At 60.0% G+C, this 24,692-nt stretch carries 27 protein-coding genes; 10 read left to right on the plus strand and 17 right to left on the minus strand.

Features of this window, described 5'->3' with window-relative positions; genetic code table 11:
* Positions 1–6: 6 nt before the first annotated feature.
* Entirely contained in the window at positions 7–444 is a 438-nt protein-coding gene (locus CLM72_RS21715) for a multidrug/biocide efflux PACE transporter (protein WP_105228088.1), read from the minus strand.
* Between the two features lie 87 nt (positions 445–531).
* Here CLM72_RS21715 and CLM72_RS21720 point away from each other — a divergent pair, with 87 nt between their 5' ends.
* Positions 532–1,386, plus strand: coding sequence for a LysR family transcriptional regulator (locus CLM72_RS21720; protein WP_105228090.1), 855 nt, complete (start codon positions 532–534; stop codon positions 1,384–1,386).
* A 109-nt stretch (positions 1,387–1,495) separates the two neighbouring features.
* Here the strand turns inward: CLM72_RS21720 and CLM72_RS21725 are convergent, their stop codons facing one another.
* Genes CLM72_RS21725 through CLM72_RS21740 form a run of 4 tightly spaced genes read right to left on the minus strand, consistent with a single transcriptional unit; the run spans position 1,496 to position 4,020 of the window.
* Complete coding sequence (locus CLM72_RS21725) at positions 1,496–2,707, minus strand: RNA polymerase sigma factor (protein ID WP_105228092.1); 1,212 nt, start codon at positions 2,705–2,707, stop codon at positions 1,496–1,498.
* Positions 2,704–3,180, minus strand: coding sequence for an SRPBCC family protein (locus CLM72_RS21730; protein WP_105228094.1), 477 nt, complete (start codon positions 3,178–3,180; stop codon positions 2,704–2,706). The genes CLM72_RS21725 and CLM72_RS21730 overlap by 4 nt, the downstream gene beginning before the upstream one ends.
* Positions 3,181–3,204: 24 nt before the next feature.
* Positions 3,205–3,558: a YciI family protein gene (locus CLM72_RS21735; RefSeq protein ID WP_105228096.1), complete on the minus strand. Its 354-nt coding sequence runs from the start codon at positions 3,556–3,558 to the stop codon at positions 3,205–3,207.
* Between the two features lie 42 nt (positions 3,559–3,600).
* Positions 3,601–4,020, minus strand: a complete 420-nt coding sequence (locus tag CLM72_RS21740) for a nuclear transport factor 2 family protein (protein WP_105228098.1) — start codon at positions 4,018–4,020, stop codon at positions 3,601–3,603.
* A 145-nt stretch (positions 4,021–4,165) separates the two neighbouring features.
* On the opposite strand from CLM72_RS21740, the gene CLM72_RS21745 reads away from it, so the two are divergent.
* Complete coding sequence (locus CLM72_RS21745; protein WP_014719637.1) at positions 4,166–4,657, plus strand: N-acetyltransferase; 492 nt, start codon at positions 4,166–4,168, stop codon at positions 4,655–4,657.
* A gap of 66 nt (positions 4,658–4,723) precedes the next feature.
* Here CLM72_RS21745 and CLM72_RS21750 read toward each other — a convergent pair whose 3' ends face one another.
* Positions 4,724–5,206 carry a GyrI-like domain-containing protein gene (locus tag CLM72_RS21750; protein WP_105228100.1) on the minus strand — a complete coding sequence of 161 codons (483 nt, stop codon included), beginning with the start codon at positions 5,204–5,206 and terminating at the stop codon, positions 4,724–4,726.
* 195 nt (positions 5,207–5,401) lie between these two features.
* Between CLM72_RS21750 and alaC the strand changes: the two genes are divergently transcribed.
* Complete coding sequence (gene alaC, locus CLM72_RS21755; RefSeq protein ID WP_105228102.1) at positions 5,402–6,613, plus strand: alanine transaminase; 1,212 nt, start codon at positions 5,402–5,404, stop codon at positions 6,611–6,613.
* A gap of 135 nt (positions 6,614–6,748) precedes the next feature.
* On the opposite strand, the gene CLM72_RS21760 is transcribed toward alaC, so the two are convergent.
* On the minus strand, positions 6,749–8,101 hold the full coding sequence (locus tag CLM72_RS21760; protein WP_014719640.1) for a GntP family permease: 1,353 nt from the start codon (positions 8,099–8,101) through the stop codon (positions 6,749–6,751).
* A gap of 84 nt (positions 8,102–8,185) precedes the next feature.
* Positions 8,186–8,719 (minus strand): gluconokinase, encoded by a 534-nt coding sequence (locus CLM72_RS21765; RefSeq protein WP_034128504.1) that lies wholly within the window; start codon positions 8,717–8,719, stop codon positions 8,186–8,188.
* Between the two features lie 225 nt (positions 8,720–8,944).
* On the opposite strand from CLM72_RS21765, the gene CLM72_RS21770 reads away from it, so the two are divergent.
* The 4 genes from CLM72_RS21770 (at position 8,945) to CLM72_RS21785 (ending at position 12,946) form a co-directional block, all read left to right on the plus strand.
* Complete coding sequence (locus CLM72_RS21770; protein WP_161793224.1) at positions 8,945–9,976, plus strand: LacI family DNA-binding transcriptional regulator; 1,032 nt, start codon at positions 8,945–8,947, stop codon at positions 9,974–9,976.
* Between the two features lie 248 nt (positions 9,977–10,224).
* A complete protein-coding gene (locus tag CLM72_RS21775; RefSeq protein WP_105228104.1) occupies positions 10,225–10,857 on the plus strand; it encodes a glutathione S-transferase family protein in 633 nt (210 codons plus the stop codon).
* An 88-nt stretch (positions 10,858–10,945) separates the two neighbouring features.
* Entirely contained in the window at positions 10,946–12,352 is a 1,407-nt protein-coding gene (locus CLM72_RS21780) for an MFS transporter (RefSeq protein WP_105228106.1), read from the plus strand.
* Positions 12,353–12,484: 132 nt separating this feature from the next.
* On the plus strand, positions 12,485–12,946 hold the full coding sequence (locus CLM72_RS21785; protein WP_096144832.1) for a hypothetical protein: 462 nt from the start codon (positions 12,485–12,487) through the stop codon (positions 12,944–12,946).
* Between the two features lie 112 nt (positions 12,947–13,058).
* Here CLM72_RS21785 and CLM72_RS21790 read toward each other — a convergent pair whose 3' ends face one another.
* The 4 genes from CLM72_RS21790 to CLM72_RS21805 all read right to left on the minus strand — a co-directional run bounded on the left by CLM72_RS21790 (position 13,059) and on the right by CLM72_RS21805 (position 16,383).
* Positions 13,059–13,967 carry an aliphatic sulfonate ABC transporter substrate-binding protein gene (locus CLM72_RS21790; RefSeq protein ID WP_233475361.1) on the minus strand — a complete coding sequence of 303 codons (909 nt, stop codon included), beginning with the start codon at positions 13,965–13,967 and terminating at the stop codon, positions 13,059–13,061.
* Entirely contained in the window at positions 13,873–14,544 is a 672-nt protein-coding gene (locus tag CLM72_RS21795) for a sigma-70 family RNA polymerase sigma factor (RefSeq protein WP_233475354.1), read from the minus strand. The genes CLM72_RS21790 and CLM72_RS21795 overlap by 95 nt, the downstream gene beginning before the upstream one ends.
* 108 nt (positions 14,545–14,652) lie before the next feature.
* Entirely contained in the window at positions 14,653–15,444 is a 792-nt protein-coding gene (locus CLM72_RS21800; protein ID WP_105228110.1) for a phosphate/phosphite/phosphonate ABC transporter substrate-binding protein, read from the minus strand.
* Between the two features lie 9 nt (positions 15,445–15,453).
* Positions 15,454–16,383 carry a fatty acid desaturase gene (locus CLM72_RS21805; protein WP_105228112.1) on the minus strand — a complete coding sequence of 310 codons (930 nt, stop codon included), beginning with the start codon at positions 16,381–16,383 and terminating at the stop codon, positions 15,454–15,456.
* A 302-nt stretch (positions 16,384–16,685) separates the two neighbouring features.
* Between CLM72_RS21805 and CLM72_RS21810 the strand changes: the two genes are divergently transcribed.
* Positions 16,686–17,114 carry a GNAT family N-acetyltransferase gene (locus tag CLM72_RS21810; RefSeq protein WP_105228114.1) on the plus strand — a complete coding sequence of 143 codons (429 nt, stop codon included), beginning with the start codon at positions 16,686–16,688 and terminating at the stop codon, positions 17,112–17,114.
* A 21-nt stretch (positions 17,115–17,135) separates the two neighbouring features.
* Here CLM72_RS21810 and def read toward each other — a convergent pair whose 3' ends face one another.
* From def to CLM72_RS21825, 3 genes are all read right to left on the minus strand, one after another.
* Positions 17,136–17,675, minus strand: coding sequence for a peptide deformylase (gene def / locus CLM72_RS21815; protein WP_034128513.1), 540 nt, complete (start codon positions 17,673–17,675; stop codon positions 17,136–17,138).
* Entirely contained in the window at positions 17,672–18,625 is a 954-nt protein-coding gene (locus CLM72_RS21820) for a YihY/virulence factor BrkB family protein (RefSeq protein ID WP_032895581.1), read from the minus strand. Before CLM72_RS21820 ends, def begins: the two co-directional genes overlap by 4 nt.
* A 181-nt stretch (positions 18,626–18,806) precedes the next feature.
* Entirely contained in the window at positions 18,807–18,992 is a 186-nt protein-coding gene (locus CLM72_RS21825; RefSeq protein ID WP_105228116.1) for a CsbD family protein, read from the minus strand.
* Between the two features lie 201 nt (positions 18,993–19,193).
* On the opposite strand from CLM72_RS21825, the gene CLM72_RS21830 reads away from it, so the two are divergent.
* Positions 19,194–19,571 carry a hypothetical protein gene (locus tag CLM72_RS21830; RefSeq protein WP_034134348.1) on the plus strand — a complete coding sequence of 126 codons (378 nt, stop codon included), beginning with the start codon at positions 19,194–19,196 and terminating at the stop codon, positions 19,569–19,571.
* A gap of 163 nt (positions 19,572–19,734) precedes the next feature.
* Here the strand turns inward: CLM72_RS21830 and fadD1 are convergent, their stop codons facing one another.
* The gene (fadD1, locus tag CLM72_RS21835) at positions 19,735–21,426 is read right to left on the minus strand and encodes a long-chain-fatty-acid--CoA ligase FadD1 (protein WP_105228117.1); all 1,692 of its coding nucleotides are present in this window, start codon (positions 21,424–21,426) and stop codon (positions 19,735–19,737) included.
* Between the two features lie 381 nt (positions 21,427–21,807).
* Positions 21,808–23,496, minus strand: coding sequence for a long-chain-fatty-acid--CoA ligase FadD2 (fadD2, locus tag CLM72_RS21840; RefSeq protein WP_054918241.1), 1,689 nt, complete (start codon positions 23,494–23,496; stop codon positions 21,808–21,810).
* A 219-nt stretch (positions 23,497–23,715) separates the two neighbouring features.
* Here fadD2 and CLM72_RS21845 point away from each other — a divergent pair, with 219 nt between their 5' ends.
* Entirely contained in the window at positions 23,716–24,660 is a 945-nt protein-coding gene (locus tag CLM72_RS21845; RefSeq protein ID WP_105228119.1) for an alpha/beta hydrolase, read from the plus strand.
* Positions 24,661–24,692 lie beyond the last annotated feature (32 nt).

Below are 24,692 nucleotides of genomic sequence, written 5' to 3' on the forward strand. Positions count from 1 at the left end.
GCACGCCTACGGGGTAACTGGGGTTTTACCGGCGAATTTCTCGCGCAACACGTCATAACCCCAGTGGTACACGTAGGTGTACGGCAGGAAGAACAACAGCACGCCAATGTCGAGGATGAAGGCCTCCAGCAGGCTGATCTTCATCAAGGCGGCAATCAACGGCACTGCCAAGAGAATCAGACCGCCTTCAAACAACAGCGCGTGCAGCACACGGGTCCAACCACCGTTGTCCAGTTGCAGGCGGGTTTTAAGGCGGTCGAACAGGCTGTTGAACACCACGTTCCAGCTCAGTGCCAACAGGCTGATGCCCAGGGTCACTGCGCCCATTTCCAGCGCCGGCCGGCCGGTGATCCACACCAACAGCGGCGTGCAAATCAATAAGGCCAGCCCTTCGAAACCAAGGGCTTGAAACACGCGTTCAGTAAAGGATTTGGTAGGGGTCATGACCGGCTCCGTGAGTGACGATGGTTGCCATGATCAGGCTTTGTCTCGATACTTCATAACCAATAACCATCGATCAAGGCGATAGTCATGGCCTCCCATGAAGTGCTTCAGGCGTTTGTCCAGGCTGCCACCCAAGGCTCGTTTTCCGCGGCGGCGCGCAAGCTGGGCAAAAGCCAGTCCACCGTGAGCGCGGCAGTGGCCAGCCTTGAGATTGACCTGAACGTGGTGCTGTTTGACCGCAGCAGCCGCAAGCCGACCCTCACGCCGGCGGGGCAAGTGTTGCTGCAACGGGCTGAGCAAGTGCTGGAAGCCAGTAACCGCCTGGAGCTGGCAGCCAGTCAGTTATCGCAAGGCCTGGAGCCGAAATTGAGTATCGCCATGTCCGATACTTACCAATCCGATCGATTCGAGGTCGCCCTCACTGCCTTCGAGCAACGCTACCCGGACCTTGAGCTGGAATGCCTGATCGCGGAATGCGAAGACTTGATCGCGCTGGTGCAAAGTGGCCGGGCGCAGATCGCGTTTATCGAGAAACAAGAAGCCTACCCGCCGGACCTTTCCTTCTCCACGGTGGAGGAGCGCACGGAGATCGCACTGTTCGTCTCGCCTGGACACCCATTGGCGAGTCTGGACAAGGTTCATCCGCACACCTTGCAACAACACCGGGAGTTGCGTTTGGCGAGCATCATCAGCCCCAATGAAAACCGCGGCACGCAGCGAGTATGGTCGGCGCCGAGTTACCTGATGCTGATGGAAATGGCACAGCTGGGGTTTGGCTGGGCACCGATTCCACGCTGGCTGGTGGAGCGCTTTGGCGGTAACCAGTTGGTTGAACTCAAGGTGCGCAGTTGGCCGCGTTCGGTGGCGGTGGATGCGCTGTGGTCCCGGCACCAGCCGCCGGGGCCTGCGGGGAGCTGGTTGCTGGGCAAGATGCTGGAGTGAACGCAGTGCAATGTAGAGGGGGCCGTTAGAGAGACGTTGGCTGTCAGGCCGTCATCGCAGGCAAGCCAGCTCCCACATTGGATCGCGGGGCGTCATAACATTGTTTTGGCTATTTGAGTTCGGCGAGACGCCGCGTGATGAAGCGTTTTTCTGGCGCCTGTTGCGTCAGCGACAGCGCTTTTTCGTACGCGCTGCGGGCTTCGTCAAACCGCCCCAACTGCCGACAAAACTCCCCACGCGCCGAATGCGCCAAGTGGTAGTCCTGCAACTCACCGCGCTGCAAAAGATTGTCTACCAGCACCAACCCCGCCAACGGCCCCTGCTCCATCGCCACCGCTACCGCACGGTTCAACTCGATCACCGGCGACGGCACAGACCTGAGCAATACATCGTAGAGCCCGACAATCTGCCGCCAATCGGTCTCCCCTGCGCTGGGCGCCTCGGCGTGCACGGCGGCAATCGCCGCCTGCAAGCAATACGGCCCGAAGCGTGGCGTCATCAGCGCCTGCTCCACCAATGCGCATCCTTCAGCGATCAAGGCCCTGTCCCAAAGCGTACGATCCTGAGCGTCCAACAGCACCAGTTCGCCGCTGGCAGAAGTGCGGGCAGGCCGACGCGACTCGTGCAGCAACATTAACGCCAGCAAGCCCATGACTTCCGGCTCGGGCAGCAACTCCAGCAGCAAACGCCCCAGGCGAATGGCCTCCAAGGTCAGGTCCTCGCGGGTGAGGTCGGCACCCGCCGAGGCCGAATAGCCCTCGTTGAACACCAGGTAAATCACCCGCAGCACACTGTCCAATCGTTCGGGCAATTCGGCGCGGGACGGCACTTGATAGGGAATTTTCGCCTCACGGATCTTGCCCTTGGCGCGCACGATGCGTTGGGCAATGGTGGTGGGCGTGGCAAGAAAAGCGTGAGCGATGGCCTCGGTGCTCAGGTCGCAGATCTCGCGCAAGGTCAGCGCAACCTGGGCATCGGCCGCCAACGCTGGGTGGCAGCAAGTGAACATCAGGCGCAGGCGGTCGTCTTCCACGTCGTCATCACTCCAAGGCACGGCCTCCAACGCCTCGGCCTGCTCCTCCAATAACGGGGTAAAACGCGACTGCCGACGCAGACGGTCGATGGCTTTGAAGCGGCCGGTGGACACCAGCCACGCCCGTGGATTATCCGGCACGCCATCTTGGGGCCAGCGCTGCAGGGCGACGAAAAATGCTTCGTGCAGCGCCTCCTCGGCCAAGTCGAAATCCCCCAGCACACGAATCAACGTCGCGAGCACGCGGCGTGATTCGCGGCGGTAAATAGCGTCGATCTGCTGGGTCAATCGACCATGTCCTCGGTCACCAACTTCACCAGGCGGTCCAGGCTCTGGCCCCAGCCGTCATGAAAGCCCATGGCTTCATGGGCCTGCTTGTCCTCGGCACTCCAGTGCATGGCGCGGGCGGTATAGAGGGTCTTGCCGCCGACATCTTCAAAGGTGACTTCGGCGCTCATGAACGGCTTGCCCGAGGGCACCCAACCCGGCATGAACGCGTCGGTAAACACCAGGCGGTTGGGCGCGTCGATTTCCAGGAACACGCCCTGGGTCGGGTACTCGCTGCCATCCGGGGCGCGCATCAAGGTGCGGAACAAGCCGCCGACCCACAGGTTCATCTCGCATTCAGGGGTGGTCATGCCGTGGGGGCCCCACCATTGTTGCAGCAGGGTTGGCTCAGTCCAGGCGCGAAACACCCGGCGGCGCGGCGCATCGATCAAGCGGCTGATGGACAGTTCAAATTGGGCGGGTTGAGTGTTCACGGGAAACCTCCTCAAGTCTTTTGATTATTGTGTTGAGAGATTCAATTGGCGCACGGGGCGCACTTCCACACTGCCGACCCGGGCCGCCGGAATGCCGCCAGCCACCTGGAGCGCTTCATTGAGGTCCTTGGCGTCGATCAGGTAGAACCCGGCGAGCTGCTCCTTGGTTTCGGCAAACGGCCCGTCGGTGATCGACAGCTTGCCGTTGCGCATGCGCACGGTGGTGGCGGTGGTCACCGACTCCAGCGGCTCGGCGGCCAGCATGCGCCCGCTGGCCTGGATGGCCTCGGCGTAAGCCAGACATTCCGAGTCATGGGGGCTGTCGGGCGAAGTGTGCAACGCCTGTTCGTTGCTGTAGATCAGGCACAGGTATTTCATGGCGTTCTCCGTTTTCGGACTACTGACTATAGTTCGCGGTGCTCAAGGTTTCAGGTCGAACAACGCCGTGCCGCTTTGCATATCAAACGGCGCCGACCAGTGCTCGTGCACCACCTTCCATTGGCCATCGATGCGCTGGTAGCCGGCGGTGACACGCATCCAGCAAGCCTTCACCTCACCGTCCGGCCCGGCACCGCCGCAGTGGGCCAGCCAGTGGGCGAATGCGCTGTCTGGCGCTTCGACGACATGCAATTCATGAAACCCGAAGATGCCGGGGCCGGGGCAGTGCTCCATGCACGCCTCCCAATGCGCGCGATAGGCCGCCTTGCCCTTGAATTGCAGAGCGGTTACAGCGTCGAACGAGACGATATCGTCGGCGTAAAAGCTGACAATTTTGTCAATTTGGCGACTGACGACGGCGTCTTTCCATTGCTCGATCAGGCTCTTGATTGCAGTGCTCATGGCGATGACTCCTTGGGGTGGAAAATCACGGAAGACACCCTTAGTCGAATGGCCCCGAGGGAAATCGACATCCCCCTGAAAAATAATTTCCCGTGGCTCAAACCCGATAAACTGCCACTTCCCTTGCAGCCGTTCGGATAGTCCCATGCCAACCCGCCTCGTTGCCTACGAGGCGCTGAACGCTGTGCAACAACAGCAAGTCGGCGCCATCGAAGTTCACCCTGAACAACTGCCGTTTTGCGGTGATATGTATTGCGCCCTCAATACCCTGCTCGCCAACCCGAGCCCTGGGGTCAAGGGCTTTGCGCTGTTGGTCGACGACCTTCCCGTGGCGTTCCTGCTGCTCAAGCGACCACCGTGCCTGCCTCATTGGGCCGATGAACACAGCGCCACACTCCACGCGCTACAGGTAGACCGGCATCAGCAGGGGCGTGGATACGGCAAGATGTGTTTGCAGGCGTTGCCCGCCGTGGCGCGCGAGGCCTGGCCGCAGATCAAGGGGTTGGAGTTGTCGGTGGATGCCCACAACCTGGCGGCAATGGGATTGTATCTGGGGGCGGGATGGGTGGATCGCGGTGAGGCGTACAAGGGTCGCGTAGGGTATGAGCGCCGGTTGAGTTTCAGGTTTAATCCATAGCGGCAATGTCACGTAAACATGACTTTTAAGCGTGCATGTCGTGTTTACGTGACATCGGGTGCAGTGTCAGCCCCGCTCCCCGATCGGCAGCCAGATTTCCACCGTCCCCGTGCCCTTCCTGGCATCGAAGTCCGCGCTATAGCGCTCGAAATCCGCGCCCATGACCTTGTAGCCCGAGTGCGGCAGCCATTCGAACATGATGCGCTCGTAGGTTTGCTCAAGCGCCTGCACCGGCCCGTAGTGGGGGAACACGGCATAGTTGAGTGGCGGAATTTCGATCACCTCGAAATTGCTCGGCACGTCCTTCTTGGCCGGGACTTCAACACCTGCCAGGTAATCGAATTCGCCGTGATGCGGGTTATGGCACACCCCGTAGGTCACACCGCCGACGCGCTTCTTGATGTCCTTGATGCAGGTATCGAACAACTCCCACAGCCGTGGGATATCGCCCACGGTGGCCTTCGAATATCGCCCTTGCACCCCGGCGATCACCAGGGTCTTGCCGGCTTCCAGGCGTGGCTCCAACGGTTGTTTTGTCTGCTGATCCATACGAACAGTCTCCTTCTTATGAGGGAACAAACCCGCATCGAGTATAGGGGCATATCCGCGTTGTACTCCATGTAGAAAAATTTCCTACGCATCTGGACAACTGGCCATCATCGCCCGTATTGTCTGCCCCGCAGGCCACCGCAGTGGCCGACGTCGCTCGGACGGTTCCGGGCGCTTACGTACCTCGAGGCAACAATGGCAGACCAAGGTTCGCCGCGCCGCTTTGCGCGCATAGATCGACTCCCCCCGTATGTTTTCAATATCACTGCCGAGCTGAAGATGGCTGCGCGTCGGCGCGGCGAAGACATCATCGACTTGAGCATGGGTAACCCTGACGGCGCCACGCCTCCTCATATCGTGGAGAAAATGGTCACCGTCGCCCAGCGTGAAGACACCCACGGCTACTCCACCTCCAAAGGCATTCCGCGCCTGCGCCGGGCGATTTCGCGTTGGTACAAGGACCGTTATGAGGTGGATATCGACCCGGAGTCCGAAGCCATCGTGACCATCGGTTCCAAGGAAGGCCTGGCGCACTTGATGCTGGCCACCCTGGACCAGGGCGATACCGTGCTGGTGCCCAACCCCAGCTACCCGATTCATATCTACGGCGCAGTGATAGCCGGCGCCCAGGTACGTTCGGTGCCTCTGATACCGGGCGTGGATTTCTTCGCAGAACTGGAGCGCGCGATTCGCGGCTCGATCCCCAAGCCGAAGATGATGATCCTCGGCTTCCCGTCCAACCCGACCGCGCAGTGTGTGGAACTGGACTTCTTCGAACGGGTGATCGCCCTGGCCAAGCAGTACGACGTGCTGGTGGTGCACGACCTAGCCTACGCCGACATCGTCTACGACGGCTGGAAAGCCCCCTCGATCATGCAAGTGCCCGGCGCCAAGGACATTGCGGTGGAGTTTTTCACCCTGTCCAAGAGCTACAACATGGCCGGCTGGCGCATCGGCTTCATGGTGGGCAACCCGGAACTGGTCAACGCCCTGGCACGCATCAAGAGCTACCACGACTACGGCACCTTCACCCCGCTGCAAGTGGCGGCGATTGCGGCGCTGGAAGGCGACCAACAGTGCGTGAAGGACATCGCCGAGCAGTACCGCCAGCGTCGCAATGTGCTGGTCAAGGGCCTGCATGAACTGGGCTGGATGGTGGAGAATCCGAAGGCGTCGATGTACGTCTGGGCCAAGATTCCCGAGCAGTACGCAGCCATGGGCTCGCTGGAGTTTGCCAAGAAACTGCTATTGGAAGCGAAGGTGTGTGTGTCGCCGGGGATCGGCTTTGGTGAGTATGGCGACGATCATGTGCGCTTTGCGCTGATCGAAAACCAGGACCGGATTCGCCAGGCCGTGCGTGGGATTCGCGGGATGTTCAGGGCGGATGCGTTGGTGACTAAAGCCTGACCTGATCTACCTGAAGAAACCCAATCAATGTGGGAGCTGGCTTGCCTGCGATGGCAGTGTTGGATTCACTACCGCTATCGCAGGCAAGCCAGCTCCCACATTTGATCAGTTCCCACCCTTGCTTTGGGGTGTGGCTTACACCACCAACGACAGCAACATGATGAAGATCAGCGCCACGATCGACAGAATGGTCTCCATCGCCGTCCAGGTCTTGAACGTCTCGGCCACGGTCATATTGAAGTACTGCTTGACCAGCCAGAACCCCGCATCGTTGACGTGAGACAGGATCAACGAACCCGCGCCCGTCGCCAGTACCAGCAACTCGCGGTTAACCCCAGGGATCATCCCCACCACCGGCACCACAATGCCCGCGCCGGTAATGGTCGCGACCGTCGCTGAACCGGTGGCAATCCGAATCACCGCCGCCACCAGCCACGCCAGCAGGATCGGGTTGATCTGCGCGTTCACCGCCATATGGCCGATCACGTCGCCCACGCCGCTGGTCACCAGCATCTGCTTGAAGCCACCACCGGCACCGATGATCAGGATGATCGCGGCGGTCGGCGCAAGGCTGGCGTCGAGCAGCTTGAGGATCTGCTTGGAGTGGATGCCCTGGCGATGGCCAAAGGTGTACAGCGACAACAGCAAAGCCAGCAACAGTGCGGTGATCGGGTGGCCGATCATGTCCATCCAGTTGCGAACCACATTGCCTTCGGCGAACGCGATGTCGGCAAAGGTTTTGAGCAGCATCAGGAACACCGGCAGCAGCACGGTGACCAGGGTGATGCTGAAGCTGGGCAGCGACTTGTTATCGGTCTCGCGGGCCAGTTGGTCCACCAGTTCCTGGGACGGGTTGCCCGGGATGTACTTGGCGATGAACGTACCGAAGATCGGGCCGGCGATGATGGCGGTCGGCAGGGCGACGATCAGGCCGTACAGGATGGTCTTGCCGATATCGGCACCGAACACGCCGATGGCCAGCAGCGGGCCCGGGTGCGGTGGCACCAGGCCGTGCACCGCCGAGAGGCCAGCGAGCAACGGGATACCGATCTTGATCAGCGACACGCCGGTACGCCGGGCGACGATAAACACCAGCGGGATCAGCAACACAAAGCCGATCTCGAAGAACAGCGGGATGCCCACCAGGAACGCGGCGAACATCATGGCCCACTGGACCTTCTCTTTGCCGAAGGCGCGGATCAGGGTCTGGGCGATCTGATCGGCACCGCCGGACTCGGCCATCATCTTGCCGAGCATCGTGCCCAGCGCGAGGATGATGCCGACAAAGCCGAGCACCCCGCCGAAACCGTCCTGGAACGCCTTGATGATCTTGTCCACGGGCATGCCCGAGGTCAGGCCGAGGAAACCGGCCGCGATGATCAGTGCAATGAACGGGTGCACCTTGAACTTGGTGATCAGTACGATCAACCCAATGATAGTGACTACTGCATCTAGCAGCAGGTAAGACTCGTGGGACATGCCAAACATGGGGGGTCTCTCCTGTTTGTTGTTGTTATTAAAGCGGGTGTTGAACTTCCTGCCGGGGATAGCGCTATCTTTTCCGGCAAAAAATTAATGAGTAGGTTCAAAGCCGTGCTTGCGCCACCAGGTATGGGTCTGCGCGGCCAGCTCCTCGACGCTGTCTTCACTGGCGTTCAAGGCCAGGGTCAGCGGCTCGCCCTTGGGCGATTCAAGGGTGGCGAACTGGCTGTCGATCAGGCTTGCCGGCATGAAATGGCCGGGGCGGTGAGACACGCGGTCGGCGGCGACTTCGCGGGTCAGCTCCAGGAAGACAAAACCCAGGCCCGGCGCAGCTTCGCGCAGGTGGTCACGGTATTTTTTCTTCAGGGCCGAACAGGTCAGTACAGGATGCTCGCCCGCTTTCAACGCGCGGCGCAGTTCATCGCACAGGATGTCGAGCCAGCCGGCGCGGTCGTCGTCGTTGAGGGGGTGGCCGGCGCTCATCTTTTCGATGTTCGCGGCAGGGTGAAAGCTGTCGCCTTCAATGGCAGTGGCGCCGTTAAGGGCGCACAGGGCTTGGCTGACGCTGGACTTGCCACAGCCGGAAACACCCATGATGACCAGGGCGGTAACAGGTTGACTCATGAAACACCTCAGGACGCAGATAGCGCTACCTTTGCATAGCGTAAGGCTAGTGCAAAAACAGGCTTTTCCCGCGCCGACTTGTCATTTTTATGGAGTGACGCGTGCATCCGTTCCAACAGATTGACTTCAAGAGCTGGACAGGATCAGGCAACCCTTTATCCAAGAATTTGCAGCCCTTTGGAGACAGCGCTACCTTAGTGCCTCGATTTTTGTTTGGCAAGCCGCCTGATGACCTCCAAGAACGATAAAAATACCCGCACGACGGGCCGCCCTACCCTCAATGAAGTGGCGCGCCTGGCCGGCGTCAGCCCGATCACCGCCTCCCGTGCCCTGCGCGGTATCAGTACCGTGGCCACCGAACTGGTGGAAAAAGTGCAACAGGCCGCCGCCGAGCTGAGCTACGTGGTCAACCCCGCCGCCCGCGCCCTGGCCTCGGCGCAGAGCCATTCGGTGGTGGTGCTGGTGCCGTCACTGTCCAACCTGCTGTTTATCGAAACCCTCGAAGCCATCCACCAAGTGCTGCGGCCCAAGGGCTTTGAAGTACTGATCGGCAACTCCCATTATTCGCGCGATGAAGAAGAAGACCTGTTGCGCAACTACATGGCCTACCAGCCACGGGGTTTGTTGCTGACCGGTTTTGACCGTACCGAAAGCGCGCGACGAATGGTCGAGGCCAGCAATGTGCCCTGTGTGTACATGATGGATCTGGACCCCAATGCCGGGGTGAACTGTGTGGGTTTCTCGCAACTGGCCGCCGGCGAGACCGCGGCGGCGCACTTGCTGTCCCGTGGTCGCAAGCGCCTGGCCTATATCGGCGCACAACTGGACCAACGCACCTTGCTGCGCGGCGAAGGCTTTCGCCGCGCCTTGCAACAGGCCGGCATGTACGACCCGGCGCTGGAGCTGCTGACGCCACGCCCGTCTTCCGTGGGCCTGGGAGGCGAACTGTTTTTGCAACTGCTGGCCGCCCATCCGGATGTGGACGCGATCTTCTTCGGCAACGACGACCTGGCCCAGGGCGCCCTGCTCGAAGCCCTGCGCCATGGCATCAAGGTGCCTGAACGTGTGGCGGTGCTGGGCTTCAACGACCTACCCGCCTCGTCATTCATGGTGCCGCGCCTGAGCAGCATCAGCACGCCACGGGAAGCCATCGGGCGTCGGGCAGCAGAGCATCTGCTGACGATCATGGCGGGCAACAAGGTGGCCAAGCCAGTGGTGGATATGGGGTTTGAGTTGCAGGTGCGCGAGAGCACCTGAGCGTCGAGCCGAACGCAATCAATGTGAGAGCTGGCCATGTAGTGTCCACAAAATCAGCGCCTGGCACAGATCCCCTGTGGGAGCGGGCTTGCTCGCGAAAGCGGTGGGTCAGTCAACGCATCTTCAACTGAACCACCGCTATCGCAGGCAAGCCAGCTCCCACATTTTCGACCGTGCCCGCTTCATACCCTCGCCGCCGTGCCCGGCCCCTGCTAGATTGGTCATTCTCCAAATGCCAGGGAAGCACCATGGGCCATTCACTGAAAATCTTGGGTCGTACCTCTTCAATCAACGTGCGAAAAGTACTATGGACCTGCCAGGAATTGGGCATCGACTACGTGCGCGAAGACTGGGGCATCGGTTTCAAGCCTACCCAATCCCCCGATTTCCTCGCCTTGAACCCCAACGCCCAGGTGCCAGTGCTGATCGACGACCATGGCGTGCTATGGGAGTCCAATACCATCTGCCGCTACCTTGTCGGCCTCTATCAGCGCCATGACTTGCTACCCGTTGAGCCTGCCTTGCGTGCACGGGTCGAACAGTGGATGGACTGGCAAGCCACCGAACTCAACCCTTCGTGGGGCTATGCGTTCCACGCACTGGTGCGTCAAAACCCGGACTATCAGGACCCGCAACGCATCCAGGCGGGTGTGCAGGCCTGGAATGACAAGATGGCCCTGCTAGAACAACAGTTGACCAAGACCGGTGCCTACGTCGTCGGCGAAGAGTTCACCCTCGCTGACATCTTGATAGGCCTTTCGGTACATCGGTGGCAGATGACACCCATGGAGCGGCCGCCTTACCCCGCCATCGCGGCGTATTACCAACGCCTCAGCCAGCACGCCGGCTTCAAGACGTACGCGCTCGACGGCCACAATTAGAGAAGCAGTTGCGCACGTTAAGCTCCAAGCCCAATAGCGGTTTGGCTTAAAGCTCGAAGCTTCCAACTCGCCCAACTGAAGGTTATTCATGCCCCCACTCGCCGCTTGCGTCTCAGACCCAACCCGCGCCGCCCACATCAGCGCCCGCATCGACCGCCTGCCCGCCGTCGCCACTATTTGGCGCCTGGTGGCGTTGCTCTCCATCGGCGGTTTTTTCGAGCTGTATGACCTGTTCCAAACCGCCTATATCAGCCCTGGCCTGATCAACGACGGAATTTTTCATACCGGCAGCGAAGGTGTTTTCGGCTTTTCGGACCAAGCCGCTTTCGCCTCGGCCACGTTCCTCGGCCTGTTCCTCGGCGCCAGCCTGCTCAGCCCCATCGCTGACCGCTTCGGGCGACGCGCGATTTTCACCTTTGCGTTGGTCTGGTACACAGTGGCCACAGTGTTGATGGGCATCCAGACCTCGGCCGTGGGCATCATCTGCATGCGCTTTCTGGTGGGCATTGGCCTTGGCATCGAACTGGTGACCATCGACGCCTACCTTTCGGAGCTGGTGCCCAAGCGCATGCGCAGTTCGGCGTTTGCCTTTGCGTTTTTTATCCAGTTTCTGTCGGTGCCGGCCGTGGCGTTGATGTCGTGGTGGCTGGTGCCACAGGCGCCGTTCGGTATCGCGGGCTGGCGCTGGGTGGTGCTCTCAAGTGCGGTGTTTGCGCTGTTTATCTGGCAACTGCGCAAGCGCCTGCCGGAGTCACCGCGCTGGCTTGCACAAAAGGGACGCTTCGAAGAAGCCGACACGATCCTGAACAACCTGGAGGCACGCTGCCAAAAGGATCACGGCAAGCCGCTGGACGAACCGGAACCCGAAGCGATCAGCGTGCAGGGCAATGGCCGTTTCGCCGACATCTGGCAGCCACCCTACCGTCGCCGCGCCTTGATGCTGATCGTGTTCCATGTGTTCCAGGCTATCGGCTTCTTCGGCTTTGGCAACTGGCTGCCGGCCTTGCTCTCGGGCCAGGGTGTCAGCGTGACCCACAGCCTGCTCTATGCCTTCATCATCACCCTCGCCTACCCGCTGGGCCCGCTGTTGTTCGTCAAGGTGGCCAACCGCTTTGAGAACAAGTGGCAAATTGTCGGCTCGGCCATGGGTGCAGTGATCTTCGGCAGCCTGTTTGCCCTGCAAACCACAGCGTTAGGGCTGATTTTCTGCGGGGTGATGATCACCTTCTGCAATGCCTGGCTGAGCTTCAGTTATCACTCGTACCAGAGCGAATTGTTCCCCACCAATATCCGTGCGCGGGCGGTCGGGTTCTGCTATTCGTTCAGCCGTTTATCCACGGTGTTCAGCAGCCTGTTGATCGGTTTTATCCTCGAGCACCTGGGCACGCCGGGCGTGTTGGCGTTTATTGCCAGCAGCATGTTGATCGTGATGATTACCATCAGTTGGTTTGGGCCGCGCACGCGCAACCTGGCGCTGGAGAACATCGCTCACTGACGGCAACGGTTGGCCGCACAAGGAGAAGGCTTGCCGCGCCGACGACGCCAGCCCCAGTAAACACTGGGGTCTGGCAACCGGCACAGTATTTGCTCCAGCTGTCGCACCGTCTGTTTTCATAGGTGAACGATCATGCTGGTTAACAACACTCAAGCGGCGTCGAACGTGCAACAGATCACGCGACCCGACATGGACCCCGCCAACGCCGCCGCCAGTGCGCTGTACAGCGGCGCCCTGCAGGCTGCGCAACACAGCGTGACAGTGCCCGCCGCGCAGAGGGAATTGGACAAGGCCAGCGATCGCATCGACGAAGCCTTCGCCAAGACCCGCGTGCAGTTACAGGCCACAACTAATGGGGCGCGTACCGAGTTCACCGAATACATGAGCAAGACCCCAGCCGAACGTATTCGTGAACAGTTACTCAAGGAACAAGGGCTGACCGAAGAACAGGTGCAGGCGATGCCCCAGGACAAACAAGACGCCATCGCCAAACAAGTGGCCGAGCGTTTGAAGGAGCAGCAACAGCAGCAGGTGGCGGCGAAGGCCACTGCTTCGCCAGCCCAGACAATGAAAGAGACCCTGGCTGCGATCTGAACCTGTGGGAGCTGGCTTGCCTGCGATACAGACACCTCGGCTCATCTGATACACCGAGGTGTCTGTATCGCAGGCAAGCCAGCTCCCACACTGATCGGTTTAGCGGTCTGGCTCATGGATGACCAAGGGGCTTGAAGACAGCCTGCTGCACATCGACTTTTTTCGGGATCAGGCCGTTGGCAAAAAACAGGTCGGCGGTGCGTTGCTGGTTGGCAATGTCGATGGCCGCCAAGGGGCGGATCGGCTCGGGCGAGCGATGTTCGAAGTAGCTTTTGACCACCGCCGGTTGCAGGCCCAGGGTGCCGGCCATCAGCGTGATGCTCGCGTCAGGCTGATCAAGCGACAGGCGCTGCGCCTTGCCAAGCGTCTGGATAATCGTGGCGATGGCCTCTGGGTGCTGCTTGGCAAACGGGTGGTTGACCACGAAGAAACTGCCCGCAGGGTTCAACCCTTGCCCGTCCCGCAGCACGCGTGCCGAGCCGTCGATCACGGCGGCCGAGTAGTACGGGTCCCACACCACCCATGCGTCCACCTTGCCTTGTTCGAACGCGGCGCGGCCGTCGGAAGGCGACAGGTACACCACGTTCACATCCTTCCACTGCAACCCGGCGTGCAGCAGGCTTTTGAGGAACAGGTTGTGCGCACTGGAGCCCTTGAGCAATGCCACGCGCTTGCCCTTGAGTTCGGCCACGTTCTGCACGGTACTGGCCTTGGGCACCAGCACTGCTTCGGCCTTGCCCTCGTTGGGCTCGACGGCAAAATACTGCAAGTCGATCCCGGCCGCCTGGGCAAAGATCGGCGGGATATCGCCAATATTGCCGATGTCCAGGCTGCCGGCGTTGAGCGCTTCGATCAGCGGCGGGCCACCGAGGAATTCGGTCCACTGCACCTGGGTGCCCGGCAGTGCGGCTTCGAAGAGCTTGTGCTCACGGGCGAGCACCATGCTGACCGAGCTTTTCTGGTAGCCGATGCGCAGCGTGGAAGGTTCGGCCGCCGAGGTGGGTTGCGCCAGTACCGCCAATGCCAGCAGCGAACTGCCCAGCAGGTGTTTGATTGCTTTCATAAGTTGCCTCTTGGTGGTTCGATTCAGATTCAAAGTGAGCACCGTCAGTGTGGGATTCGAGGCCGGTAACAGCGCGGGCCATGTAGTCACTGACCGAGCGCTGGGAAATCCCCAGTTCGGCGGCGATCTGGGGGTACGTCAGGCCGTTGACGCGGGACAACAGGAACGTCGTCTTGACCTTGGCCGGCAAGCGGTCGAGCGATAGATCGATGGCTTGCAGGGCTTCGAGTACCTGCGCCCGGTCCTCGGCGCAGGCTGCATCGTCATCCAGCGCAGCGAGGTAGGCACGCTCCAGGTCACGCCGGCGCCACACCTGGTACACCAGGCGCTGGGCAATGGTGGTAAGCAATGCGCGGGGCTGTCGTATCGGCGCTACCTGGGGTGCACTCAAGAGCTGGACAAACGCGTCGACGGCGATGTCTTCGGCGTGGGCACGGGAGTTGAGGTAGCGGTGCAAGCGGCTGCACAGCCAAGGGTAATGAATGCGAAACAGTGAGCCCACGTAGTCGCTGTGAGCACGATCGGCGCCGGACATAGTGGCTCCTTCTGAGTAGGTTGCGCGGTATGTCCGGTGTTCCGGTGAAGCAATCCTAGCAAGGCTTCTTATGCTTTAATAATATTTAAAACGTATTTTTATATAACCTTATTGAAGTACCGGATAGCCGATGCTGGCGGCTTTACGCTGGTAATCCAACACCACCTGGTAGTCATCTTCGCTGGCAGGAAGCACAGCTCGGACACCGAGGGTTTGCGCCACCTGCGGCAGGTCCTGCAACGCCAGGTTCATCGCCTCACGAATCTGCGCTACCTGCGCATCGCTCAAGCCCAGCGCGCCTATGTAGGGCAAAGTCGGGCTCGGCGCGCTGCGGGCGATGACGCGCAGGCCCGCGACCTCTTCGGGGGCGAATCGGGCGAGGTAGTCGTAGGTGACGCTGTCGATTGCAGCGAGGTCGGCGCGGCCTTCACGCAGCCAGCGCAAGCTCTCGCGATGGGCACCGCTGATGCCGACGCTGGCGAAGAAACGCCCGTCGCGCTGCAACGGCGCCAGGCAGTCACGCAGCAGGTTCATGCCGCTGTTGGAGTCGTGGCCGTTGATCACGCCGCGGCTCTGGTAGAACTGCGCCAGGCGGGTACGCGGGTTGTCAGCGCGAGTCAACAGCAGGCTGCAATGTTCGCCGTGGCTGCTGTGGGCCAACTCGTAACGGGGGCGCCCAATGATGCGCACCTGGCCGCGCAGTTGGGTCATCAGCGGGTAGCCGCAGGTTTGGCTGACGAGCAATTGCGGCGCCAGCCACAGGCCGGGCAAGTCGAGGTGGTCGGCATCAAGACGATGCAGCGTCAAGCGCTCGAGGATGCGCGCCAGCCAGTGTTGATTGGCCTGCTGGATAGGCTCGGGCGCAACGTACATGCGCAGGTCGGCGTAGTGCTCACTCATGGTCGCCTCTCAGGCAAACGGGTGCCGGGGACTGTCGATGGCCTTGAGGCCGTGGCGGCTGATCAACTGGCCGTACCCTTGCACCAGGAAACCACCGCTGCGCGCCAGCCACTGCTCGCGCCGGGCACGGTACACCCTGGGCAACAGGTACCACGGCAACATCGGCAGATCGTGGTGCACCAGGTGCAGATTGTTGTTGAGAAACAGCCAGGCCCAGGGCCAGGACGCTTCGTTGAGCACTGTGCGCTGTTCCGGCCGGGGATGGGGGCGGTGCTCATAGAAGGAACGGATCGAGGCCAGGGACAAGGCTGGCACGCTGACCAGCAGCAGGTAATGCCATACCGCAAGCGCGCTGTAGTAGGCGATGAAACTCAGCATCAGCACAGTGACGGCGCCGTGGGCCAGCCACATCGGCCATACCTGGGGCAGGCGTTGAAACTCGTGACGTGCCAACCGGCCAATGGCCAACGGCGCAGCCAGCAGGAAGCGGCCAAACACGGTCTTGGTCAGCCAATGCACGCCACGTTCGAACAGCGAGCTGTTGTTCCATTGCTGCTGATTGAGGTAGCGGCTTTCCGGGTCGATGCCCGGCAGGGTCAGGTCATGATCGTTATGGTGCAACAGGTGGCTATCGCGGTACAGCGTGTAGGGATACCACACCGCGAAAGGGGCATAGCCGAGGAGTTTATTCAGCCATAACGAACGGGTCGGATGGCCGTGGAGCAATTCGTGCTGCACCGATAGCCACAGGGTCAGCAGCGGAATCAGCAGCAACATGCTCAGCCACAGGCCCAGCCACCGGCTGCCAAGGATCACCGCAAACCAGCCGGCATATACGCCGATCAACAGCAGCCAGGTCGGCCACTCGGTTCTTGCCACAAAGGTCGTCGCCAGGGCTTCGATTTCCCGGCGGTGGGTCGGATCAAGGTAATTGGCCATCGGCAGCTCAGAGCAGGTGTTTCCTGCTCTGTGCAATGAGGCGGGAAAATCTTGCAGATCGTTTGGTTCTAAGCGTGTAACTCAGTGACCGAAAAGGCCTGCTTCGGACTTTTTGGTCTTCTTGTCCGCGCGCTTTTCATCCGCGGTCTTTGCCGGTTTTTTCTTCGCGGCTTTCTTTGAATCCATACCTTTGGCCATGATGCATGCTCCACTAACAGGGGATGTAGCACTGGGTATACCACCTATTGCCCGGCAGAAGGCGCTTATAATCCCCTGCCCTGGATAACGCTTGTCTGAACCCCATGCCCCCATTGCACATCGAACCGCTGGCCGAGCCTCTATGGCCACTGCTGAACAAGTTTTACCGCAGCCACAATTCATCGATGAAAGCGCTCAAGGGCGGCCGTTTGTGGGTAGTGCGAGATGGCGAGATCGTGGCCGGCTTGTGCTTGAGCCCGGTGATGGGTGGGCAGTGGCTGACGGGGGTGTTTGTGGCGCCGACTTATCGTGGCCAGCAGCTGGCGGCGCGACTGATTGAAGAGGCCGTGGCAGGTTGTGAGGAGACTGTCTGGTTGCTGTGCCATCCGGACCTGGAAGGGTTGTATCAGGGCATGGGGTTCAGCCAGGACACGGTTTTGCCGCAATCGCTGAGTGAGCGGCTGGTGCGTTACAAGCGCAATAAACCGATGATTGCGATGGGGCTCAATGCCCCAGTCCTGAATAAACACTGATCCAATGTGGGTTCAGAAGGGCTATTCGTCAGCCGTTGGGTCCAGCTCCGGGAACATCACTTCAATAAATCCGAATTTGCTGAAGTCGGTAATCCGCGATGGGTACAGCCGGCCGATCAAATGGTCGCACTCATGCTGCACCACCCGCGCATGGAAGCCGTCGGCAAAACGTACGATCGGCTCGCCTTTGGGGTCGAACCCTTCGTAGCGGATCTGCTGGTAACGGTTCACGGCGCCGCGCAGGCCGGGCACTGACAGGCAACCTTCATAGCCCTCTTCCTGCAGCGGGCTGAGCGGTGTGATCAGCGGGTTGATCAAGATGGTCTGCGGCACAGGCGGCGCGTCCGGGTAGCGTTCGCTGGCCTCGAAACCGAAGATCACCAGTTGCAGGTCCACGCCAATCTGCGGCGCCGCCAGGCCAACGCCGCCCACGTGCTCCATGGTCTGGAACATATCGTCGATCAGTTGCCACAACTCCGGGCTGTCGAACATTTCCGGCGGCACCGGCGGGGCGATACGCAGCAGGCGCTCGTCGCCCATTTTCAGGATTTCACGGATCATTGTTCAGGCTCGGTCATAGGCTTGGAGTGGTCCCGGCCTAAGCCTGAGACGTGTTGTTTTTCATCGGTGTGGCCCGGCTCGCCTATTTCCTTCTCACCGGGGTCCTTGCCCTCGGCAGACATATGCTCGATCACCGCGTTCATCTCCGCGCCCAGCAGCAGTACGGCGGCAGAGATGTAGAAATACAGGAGCAAGACAATGATCGCACCGATACTGCCATACATGGCGTTGTAGTCCGCGAAGGTCTTGACGTAGTAGCCAAAGCCCAGGGAGGCGACGATCCATACCACCACGGCCAAGACGGAGCCGGGGGTGATAAAGCGGAATTCCTGTTCGACGTCCGGCATCACGTAGTACATGAGGGCCACGGCGAACATCAGCAAGATCACAATCAGCGGCCAGCGCAGGATGGTCCACAGCGTGACCACGAATTCCTGCATGCCGATCTGCCCGGCCAGCCACTCCATGACTTGCGGGCCCAGCACCATCAGCGCGGCGGCCGCCAGCAGCATGCCGGCGATACCCACGGTGTAGAAAATCGACAGCGGGAAACGCTTCCAGATCGGCCGACCTTCAACTACATCGTAGGCGGCGTTCATGGCGCTCATCATCAGGCGCACGCCCGCAGAGGCCGTCCACAGGGCGATAACGATACCCACCGAGAGCAAGCCGCCCTTGGACTGCTGCAATTGATCGATCACCGGGTTGACCTGTTCCAGCGCCTGGGGAGGCAACACCAGCTCCGATTGCAGGCGCAGCCAACTGAAGAAGTCGGGCAAGTGCAGGAAGCCGATCAGGGCAATGAGGAACAGCAGGAACGGAAACAAAGAGAACAGCATCTGGTAGGCCAGTGCCGAGGCGTAGGTAGGCATCTCGTCATCGACGAATTCCTTGATGGTGCGTACCAGCACCTTGTGCAGCTTGAGACCATCGAGTACTGGAAAAAGCATAGCGTCTCCTTTCGCCGCAAAAGAGGTTGAGTTCGTGGGCGACTCAGGGGCCGTTTTCTACATCAAAGTAGCCCATTTGGCGACTTTGAAACAATTTCGAAAGTTTAGTTGCAGCACCGGATACAAAAACGGCCATCCGTGGATGGCCGTCGGGCTGCTGGGGTCAGCCAGCCAGGACGTGTTACTCAGTGGCTTTTTTCACTGCGTCCTTGGTCTTGCCCACTGCTTGCTGAGCTTCGCCTTTTTTCTCTTGGATCATGCCTTCAGCACGCAGTTTGTCATTGTCTGTGACTTCACCGACGCCTTGCTTGATGTTACCGACAGCTTCGTTCGCCAAGCCCTTTACCTTATCGGAAGTGCTGCTCATGGTATTACTCCTGATAACAATCAAATGGTTTTTGGTCACTACGTAGCGGTTGACCTGAAGCGCAGCGGCAGAGTTTCAATTATTTTTGCGCAAGCATTTCATCGAAAGCGGCAGGTTTGGCTTTATGTTTTGCAGCCAACCCACGAGAATGCCCGGCACATTCAGGCTGCAACGCTGAATAACAGATCCCGTAGGAAGGTTATGAAACTCAATAAAGCACAGGCCATTGCCCGCAGAAACCAGGAACTGGGCGGTGCCGTACTCGGCGTCAACAACTGCCACTTCACCGACCTGGACCGCAAACGCAACATCTGGTGGTTCGACCTGCCGGTGGGGCGTATTGCCGTAGGCCAGTACGAGTGGATCCACCTGTTGATGCACAACGCCGACACCGACCAGTTGCTGCACCTGAAGGTGCCGACCGTGTTCCTGCGTGAAAAACTCGAAGGGCTGGTGGTACGCAATGCGGGCAAGCGCAAGCCAGAGATTACGCTGGAGCTAAGCGCGGATAAGGACTCGTTCTTGAAGGACGTACGCCCCGCCGGTGCGGGTGTGAGCTTCGCGCAGTTCGTGCTGTAACCCTGGTAACCCTGCGGGAGCGGGCTTGCCCGCGATGGCAGTGAGTCAGGCGATACAGCAGTGGCTGCTGTAGCGCTATCGCAGGCAAACCAGCTCCCACAGGGGGTAAGTGTTTCGCCAGCGCCCTCATAAGAAACCCCGCATCGGCGGGGTTTCTTATGGGTTACTTTTTAAGACCGAGTTTCTTCAGTTCTTCATCACGCAATTCACGCCGCAGGATCTTGCCCACGTTGGTGGTCGGCAGCGCATCACGGAACTCGACGGCCTTGGGCACTTTGTAGCCGGTAACGTTGGCGCGCATGTGTTCCATCACCTGGTCCTTGGTCAGGGTAGCCCCTGGCTTGACCACGATGAACAATTTGATGTGCTCGCCGGATTTTTCATCCGGTACGCCGATAGCCGCACACTGCAGCACACCCGGCAGGCCCGCCAGCACGTCTTCCAGCTCGTTGGGGTAGACGTTGAAGCCGGAGACCAGAATCATGTCCTTCTTGCGGTCGACGATACGCATGTAGCCGTCTGGCTGGATGATCGCGATGTCGCCGGTCTTCAGCCAACCCTCGCTGTCAAGCATCTCGTCGGTAGCGTCCTGACGCTGCCAGTAGCCCTTCATCACTTGCGGACCTTTCACACACAGCTCGCCAGTTTCGCCCAGTGCAAGCTCGGTGCCGTCGTCGGCGATGACTTTACACGCGGTGGAAGGCACCGGAATGCCAATGGTGCCGATCTGGATGTGCTGGATCGGGTTGACCGTAGCCACCGGGCTGGTTTCGGTCATGCCGTAGCCTTCGCAGATCGCGCAGCCGGTCACAGCCTTCCAACGCTCCGCCGCAGCCAGTTGCAACGCCATGCCGCCCGACAGGGTGACCTTCAGCGCAGAGAAGTCCAGCTTGCGGAAACCCTCGTTGTTGCACAGTGCCACGAACAGGGTGTTGAGGCCGACGAAGCCGCTGAACTTCCACTTCGACAGTTCCTTGACCATCGCCGGCAGGTCGCGCGGGTTGCTGATCAGGATGTTGTGGTTGCCGATCAGCATCATCGCCATGCAATGAAAGGTGAAGGCATAGATATGGTAGAGCGGCAGCGGCGTGATCAGGATCTCGCAGCCTTCGTTGAGGTTGGAGCCCATCAGCGCCTTGCATTGCAGCATGTTGGCGACGAGGTTGCGGTGGGTCAGCATCGCGCCCTTGGCCACGCCGGTGGTACCGCCGGTGTATTGCAGCACGGCCACATCGCCGCTGGCCGGGCTGGCATCGTTGACCGGCTGGCCATGGCCCTTGGCGAGTACGTCGTTGAACTTGATGGCGTGGGGCAGATGATAGGCCGGGACCATTTTCTTCACGTACTTGATCACGCTGTTGATCAGCACGCGCTTGAACGGCGAGAGCAGGTCGGCAACTTCGGTGACGATCACGTGCTTGACGGCGGTCTTGGGCACGACTTTTTCAGCCAGGTGCGCCATGTTGGCCAGGCAAACCAGGGCCTTGGCCCCCGAATCATTGAATTGGTGTTCCATCTCCCGCGCGGTGTACAGCGGGTTGGTGTTGACCACGATCAGGCCGGCGCGGATCGCACCGAATACAGCGACGGGGTATTGCAGAACGTTGGGCAGTTGCACGGCGATTCGATCGCCAGGCTTCAAATCGGTATGCTGTTGCAGATACGCGGCGAATGCGCCGGACAATTCGTACAGTTCACCGTAGGTGATTGTCTTGCCCAGGTTGCTGAAAGCCGGTTTGTTGGCGAAGCGCTGGCAGGACTGCTTCAGTACCGCCTGAATATTCGGATACTCGTCTGGATTGATCTGTGCAGCAATCCCGGCGGGGTACTTATCCTTCCAAAAGTCTTCATTCATGGAAGCCCACTCCTCAGCGACGCGAATTCATCATCGCATTTGATGCGATTATTATTGGTGTATGTTTTTAGGTGAGTCTGGCGCTTTCAAGCAGGCCTAGAAGTCACAAAGCGCGCCGAGAGTAGCAGCTTTGCCAAGGGCCGCCTAGAGCCAAAAGAGGGCCCTACAGTCATAAGCATGACTCAAGAACATCCAATGGTCACTTTTAGAGCAAAAATTCTATAACGCCAGAAATGGCTCTAGAACAGGCTCTCAAGGGCGAAAAATACAGTGTGGGAGCTGGCCTGCCTGCGATAGCGGTGGATCAGTCAATTCAACAGGCGACTGAAACACTGCTATCGCGGGCAAACCAGCTCCCACATTTTTGTACCCTATTTCAATTCAAGCGATGTCGCGCAACTCCCGGCGCAGAATTTTCCCCACCGGCGTCATCGGCAACGACTCTCTCAACACAATATGCTTGGGCACCTTGTACCCCGTGAAGTTGGCCTTGCAGTACGCCTTCAGTTCCTCGAGGCTCACCCCCTGGGCCCGTGCCACCACGAACAGCTTTACCGCCTCCCCCGTGCGCTCGTCCGGTACGCCGATCACGGCGCAGTTGGCCACGGCCGGGTGGGCCATGATCACGTCTTCAATTTCGTTGGGGTACACGTTGAAACCCGAGACGATGATCAAATCCTTCTTGCGATCCACAATACTGATATAGCCATCGGTGTCGATCACCGCAATGTCACCGGTCTTCAACCAGCCATCGGCGTCCAGGGTTTCGGCGGTGGCGGCCGGTTGCTGCCAGTAGCCCTTCATCACTTGTGGGCCCTGGATGCACAGCTCGCCGCGCTCGCCCAATGGCAGTTCTTGCCCCAGGTCATCCACGACTTTCATCGCCGTACCCGGCACCGGGATGCCCACGGTACCCAGGCGCGACAGGCCCCCATAGGGGTTGGTACTGGCCACTGGCGAGGTTTCGGTGAGTCCGTAGCCTTCGCCGATGGCGCAGCCGGTCACCGCCTTCCAGCGTTCCGCCGTGGCCTTGACCAGGGCGGTGCCGCCGGAGTTGGTAATCTTCAGGTGGGAGAAATCCAGGGTCTTGAAATCCGGGTGGTCCATCAGCGCCACAAACAGTGTGTTGAGCCCCAACAGGCCGGAGAACTGCCACTGTTTGAGCTCCTTGATAAACCCGCCGATGTCCCGTGGGTTGGTGATCAGCACGTTGTGGTTACCGGAGACCATCATGCACATGCAATTGGCCGTGAATGCATAGATGTGGTACAGCGGCAGCGGTGCAATCATCACCTCCTGCCCTTCCTTGATCAGCGGATGGCCGTCGTCGCCCAGTTGCGACATGCACGCCCGCACTTGCTGCATGTTCGCCACCAGGTTGCCGTGAGTGAGCATCGCGCCCTTGGCCAGCCCAGTGGTGCCGCCGGTGTATTGCAGCACGGCGACGTCGTCCAGGGTCACCGGATGGCGCGTCACTCCAAGGCCCGCGCCCATGCGCAGGGCGCGCTTGAACGACACCGCCCGTGGCAGGTGATAGGCCGGGACCATCTTCTTCACCTTGTCGACCACGGTGTTGACCAGCCAGCCTTTAGCGGCGGGCATGAAATCGCCCATCCTGGCTTCGATCAGGTAGTCGATCTCCGTATCGGTGCACACCTCCTGCACACGTGAACCGAACAGGTTGAGGTAGACCAGCGCCCGCACACCGGCATCCTTGAACTGATGGCGCATCTCGCGCGGCGTATAAAGCGGGTTGGTGTTGACCACGATCAGCCCGGCGCGCAGTGCGCCGAACACCGCAACCGGGTAATGCAGCACGTTGGGCAGCTGCACCGCGATGCGCTCGCCGGGCTTGAGGTCGGTGTGCTGCTGCAGGTAACCGGCAAACGCCGCACTCTGGCGCTCAAGCTCGGCGTAGGTGAGGGTAATGCCCATGCTGCTGAATGCCGGACGGTCGGCAAAGGTCTTGCAGGAACGCTCGAAGACCTCGATCACCGACTTGTAGGTGCTGAGGTCGATGGCATTGGGGACTCCCGCCGCGCGTTTGTCATTCCAGAAATCAGGTTGCATTATTCTTGTCCTCTTTACCTGAGTGTGTCCGGCCGCTGCCATGCAGATGTGCAGCAATAAGAAGCGGAGCTTTGGGGAAGTTAGCAGCTATGGCCAAACAGGCAAGACGCTGAACTGTGTCATTGATTGTATGAATCTTGTACCTAAGGCGTAGGCAGATACCCCGCCTCACGCCGGATGAGCTATACAATGCCACCACCCTGAGCAAAGGAAGCCGCCATGAACCACAGCACCTTCTGGCTGACCGCGAACGACCACACCCGTCTGTACGTCAACCAATGGATGCCCGACGGCCCGCCCAAGGCCGTGGTGATGATTTCCCATGGCATGGCCGAGCACGGCGGTCGCTATGCGCGCCTGGCGCAGGCGTTGTGTGGCGCAGAGTATGGCGTATATGCGCTGGACCAGCGTGGGCATGGCCGTACCGCCGAGGCCGGCACCGTTGGGCTATATGCTGAAACGGATGGCTGGAACAAAGTCGTGGGCGATCTGGCCAGCCTTAATCAGCACATCGGCCAACAGCACCCCGCGCTACCGATCATCTTGCTGGGCCACAGCATGGGCAGCTATATCTCCCAGGCATACTTGCTGCATCACAGCGCCAGCTTGCATGGCGCAATACTCAGCGGCTCGAATTTCCAACCGGTGGCCCTCTACCGTGCAGCGCGAATCATTGCGCGCATCGAGCGTGCACGCCAAGGCCTGCGAGGGCGCAGTGCGTTGATCGACTTCTTGTCGTTCGGCTCATTTAACAAAGCCTTCAAACCCAATCGCACCGCCTTTGACTGGCTCAGCCGCGACCCGGTTGAAGTGGACAACTACATCAACGACCCACTCTGTGGCTTTCGTTGCACCAATCAACTGTGGATCGACCTGTTGGGCGGCTTGCAGCAGATCAGCAAAGTCTCCAACCTGGCGCAGATTGATCCCGGCCTGCCGATCCTGGTGATGGGCGGCGATCGTGATCCGGTGAGTGAAGGCAAGCGTCTCAAGCACCTGGCCCACGCCCTGCGTGAGGCCGGTTGCCAGGACGTGCAATTGACGCTTTACCCGCAGGCGCGCCATGAAGTATTCAACGAAACCAACCGTGATGAAGTCACCGCCGACCTGCTGACCTGGCTCGACCAGGCGCTGGCGTTGCGCAGGCCCACCCGCTGCGAATAGTTTTTGCTTTAAAATCAGCCGATTAATTACCG

This window comes from Pseudomonas sp. MYb193 (assembly GCF_002966775.1).
Lineage (GTDB): Bacteria > Pseudomonadota > Gammaproteobacteria > Pseudomonadales > Pseudomonadaceae > Aquipseudomonas > Aquipseudomonas paracarnis.

Excerpts from the sequence above, each read along its gene's own strand:
- CLM72_RS21715 (WP_105228088.1), bottom strand. The coding sequence starts at position 444 with ATGACCCCTACCAAATCCTTTACTGAACGCGTGTTTCAAGCCCTTGGT.
- CLM72_RS21720 (WP_105228090.1), top strand. The coding sequence starts at position 532 with ATGGCCTCCCATGAAGTGCTTCAGGCGTTTGTCCAGGCTGCCACCCAA.
- CLM72_RS21735 (WP_105228096.1), bottom strand. The coding sequence starts at position 3,558 with ATGAAATACCTGTGCCTGATCTACAGCAACGAACAGGCGTTGCACACT.
- CLM72_RS21740 (WP_105228098.1), bottom strand. The coding sequence starts at position 4,020 with ATGAGCACTGCAATCAAGAGCCTGATCGAGCAATGGAAAGACGCCGTC.
- CLM72_RS21745 (WP_014719637.1), top strand. The coding sequence starts at position 4,166 with ATGCCAACCCGCCTCGTTGCCTACGAGGCGCTGAACGCTGTGCAACAA.
- CLM72_RS21750 (WP_105228100.1), bottom strand. The coding sequence starts at position 5,206 with ATGGATCAGCAGACAAAACAACCGTTGGAGCCACGCCTGGAAGCCGGC.
- alaC (WP_105228102.1), top strand. The coding sequence starts at position 5,402 with ATGGCAGACCAAGGTTCGCCGCGCCGCTTTGCGCGCATAGATCGACTC.
- CLM72_RS21760 (WP_014719640.1), bottom strand. The coding sequence starts at position 8,101 with ATGTTTGGCATGTCCCACGAGTCTTACCTGCTGCTAGATGCAGTAGTC.
- CLM72_RS21765 (WP_034128504.1), bottom strand. The coding sequence starts at position 8,719 with ATGAGTCAACCTGTTACCGCCCTGGTCATCATGGGTGTTTCCGGCTGT.
- CLM72_RS21775 (WP_105228104.1), top strand. The coding sequence starts at position 10,225 with ATGGGCCATTCACTGAAAATCTTGGGTCGTACCTCTTCAATCAACGTG.
- CLM72_RS21780 (WP_105228106.1), top strand. The coding sequence starts at position 10,946 with ATGCCCCCACTCGCCGCTTGCGTCTCAGACCCAACCCGCGCCGCCCAC.
- CLM72_RS21785 (WP_096144832.1), top strand. The coding sequence starts at position 12,485 with ATGCTGGTTAACAACACTCAAGCGGCGTCGAACGTGCAACAGATCACG.
- CLM72_RS21795 (WP_233475354.1), bottom strand. The coding sequence starts at position 14,544 with ATGTCCGGCGCCGATCGTGCTCACAGCGACTACGTGGGCTCACTGTTT.
- CLM72_RS21800 (WP_105228110.1), bottom strand. The coding sequence starts at position 15,444 with ATGAGTGAGCACTACGCCGACCTGCGCATGTACGTTGCGCCCGAGCCT.
- CLM72_RS21805 (WP_105228112.1), bottom strand. The coding sequence starts at position 16,383 with ATGGCCAATTACCTTGATCCGACCCACCGCCGGGAAATCGAAGCCCTG.
- CLM72_RS21810 (WP_105228114.1), top strand. The coding sequence starts at position 16,686 with ATGCCCCCATTGCACATCGAACCGCTGGCCGAGCCTCTATGGCCACTG.
- def (WP_034128513.1), bottom strand. The coding sequence starts at position 17,675 with ATGATCCGTGAAATCCTGAAAATGGGCGACGAGCGCCTGCTGCGTATC.
- CLM72_RS21820 (WP_032895581.1), bottom strand. The coding sequence starts at position 18,625 with ATGCTTTTTCCAGTACTCGATGGTCTCAAGCTGCACAAGGTGCTGGTA.
- CLM72_RS21825 (WP_105228116.1), bottom strand. The coding sequence starts at position 18,992 with ATGAGCAGCACTTCCGATAAGGTAAAGGGCTTGGCGAACGAAGCTGTC.
- CLM72_RS21830 (WP_034134348.1), top strand. The coding sequence starts at position 19,194 with ATGAAACTCAATAAAGCACAGGCCATTGCCCGCAGAAACCAGGAACTG.
- fadD1 (WP_105228117.1), bottom strand. The coding sequence starts at position 21,426 with ATGAATGAAGACTTTTGGAAGGATAAGTACCCCGCCGGGATTGCTGCA.
- fadD2 (WP_054918241.1), bottom strand. The coding sequence starts at position 23,496 with ATGCAACCTGATTTCTGGAATGACAAACGCGCGGCGGGAGTCCCCAAT.
- CLM72_RS21845 (WP_105228119.1), top strand. The coding sequence starts at position 23,716 with ATGAACCACAGCACCTTCTGGCTGACCGCGAACGACCACACCCGTCTG.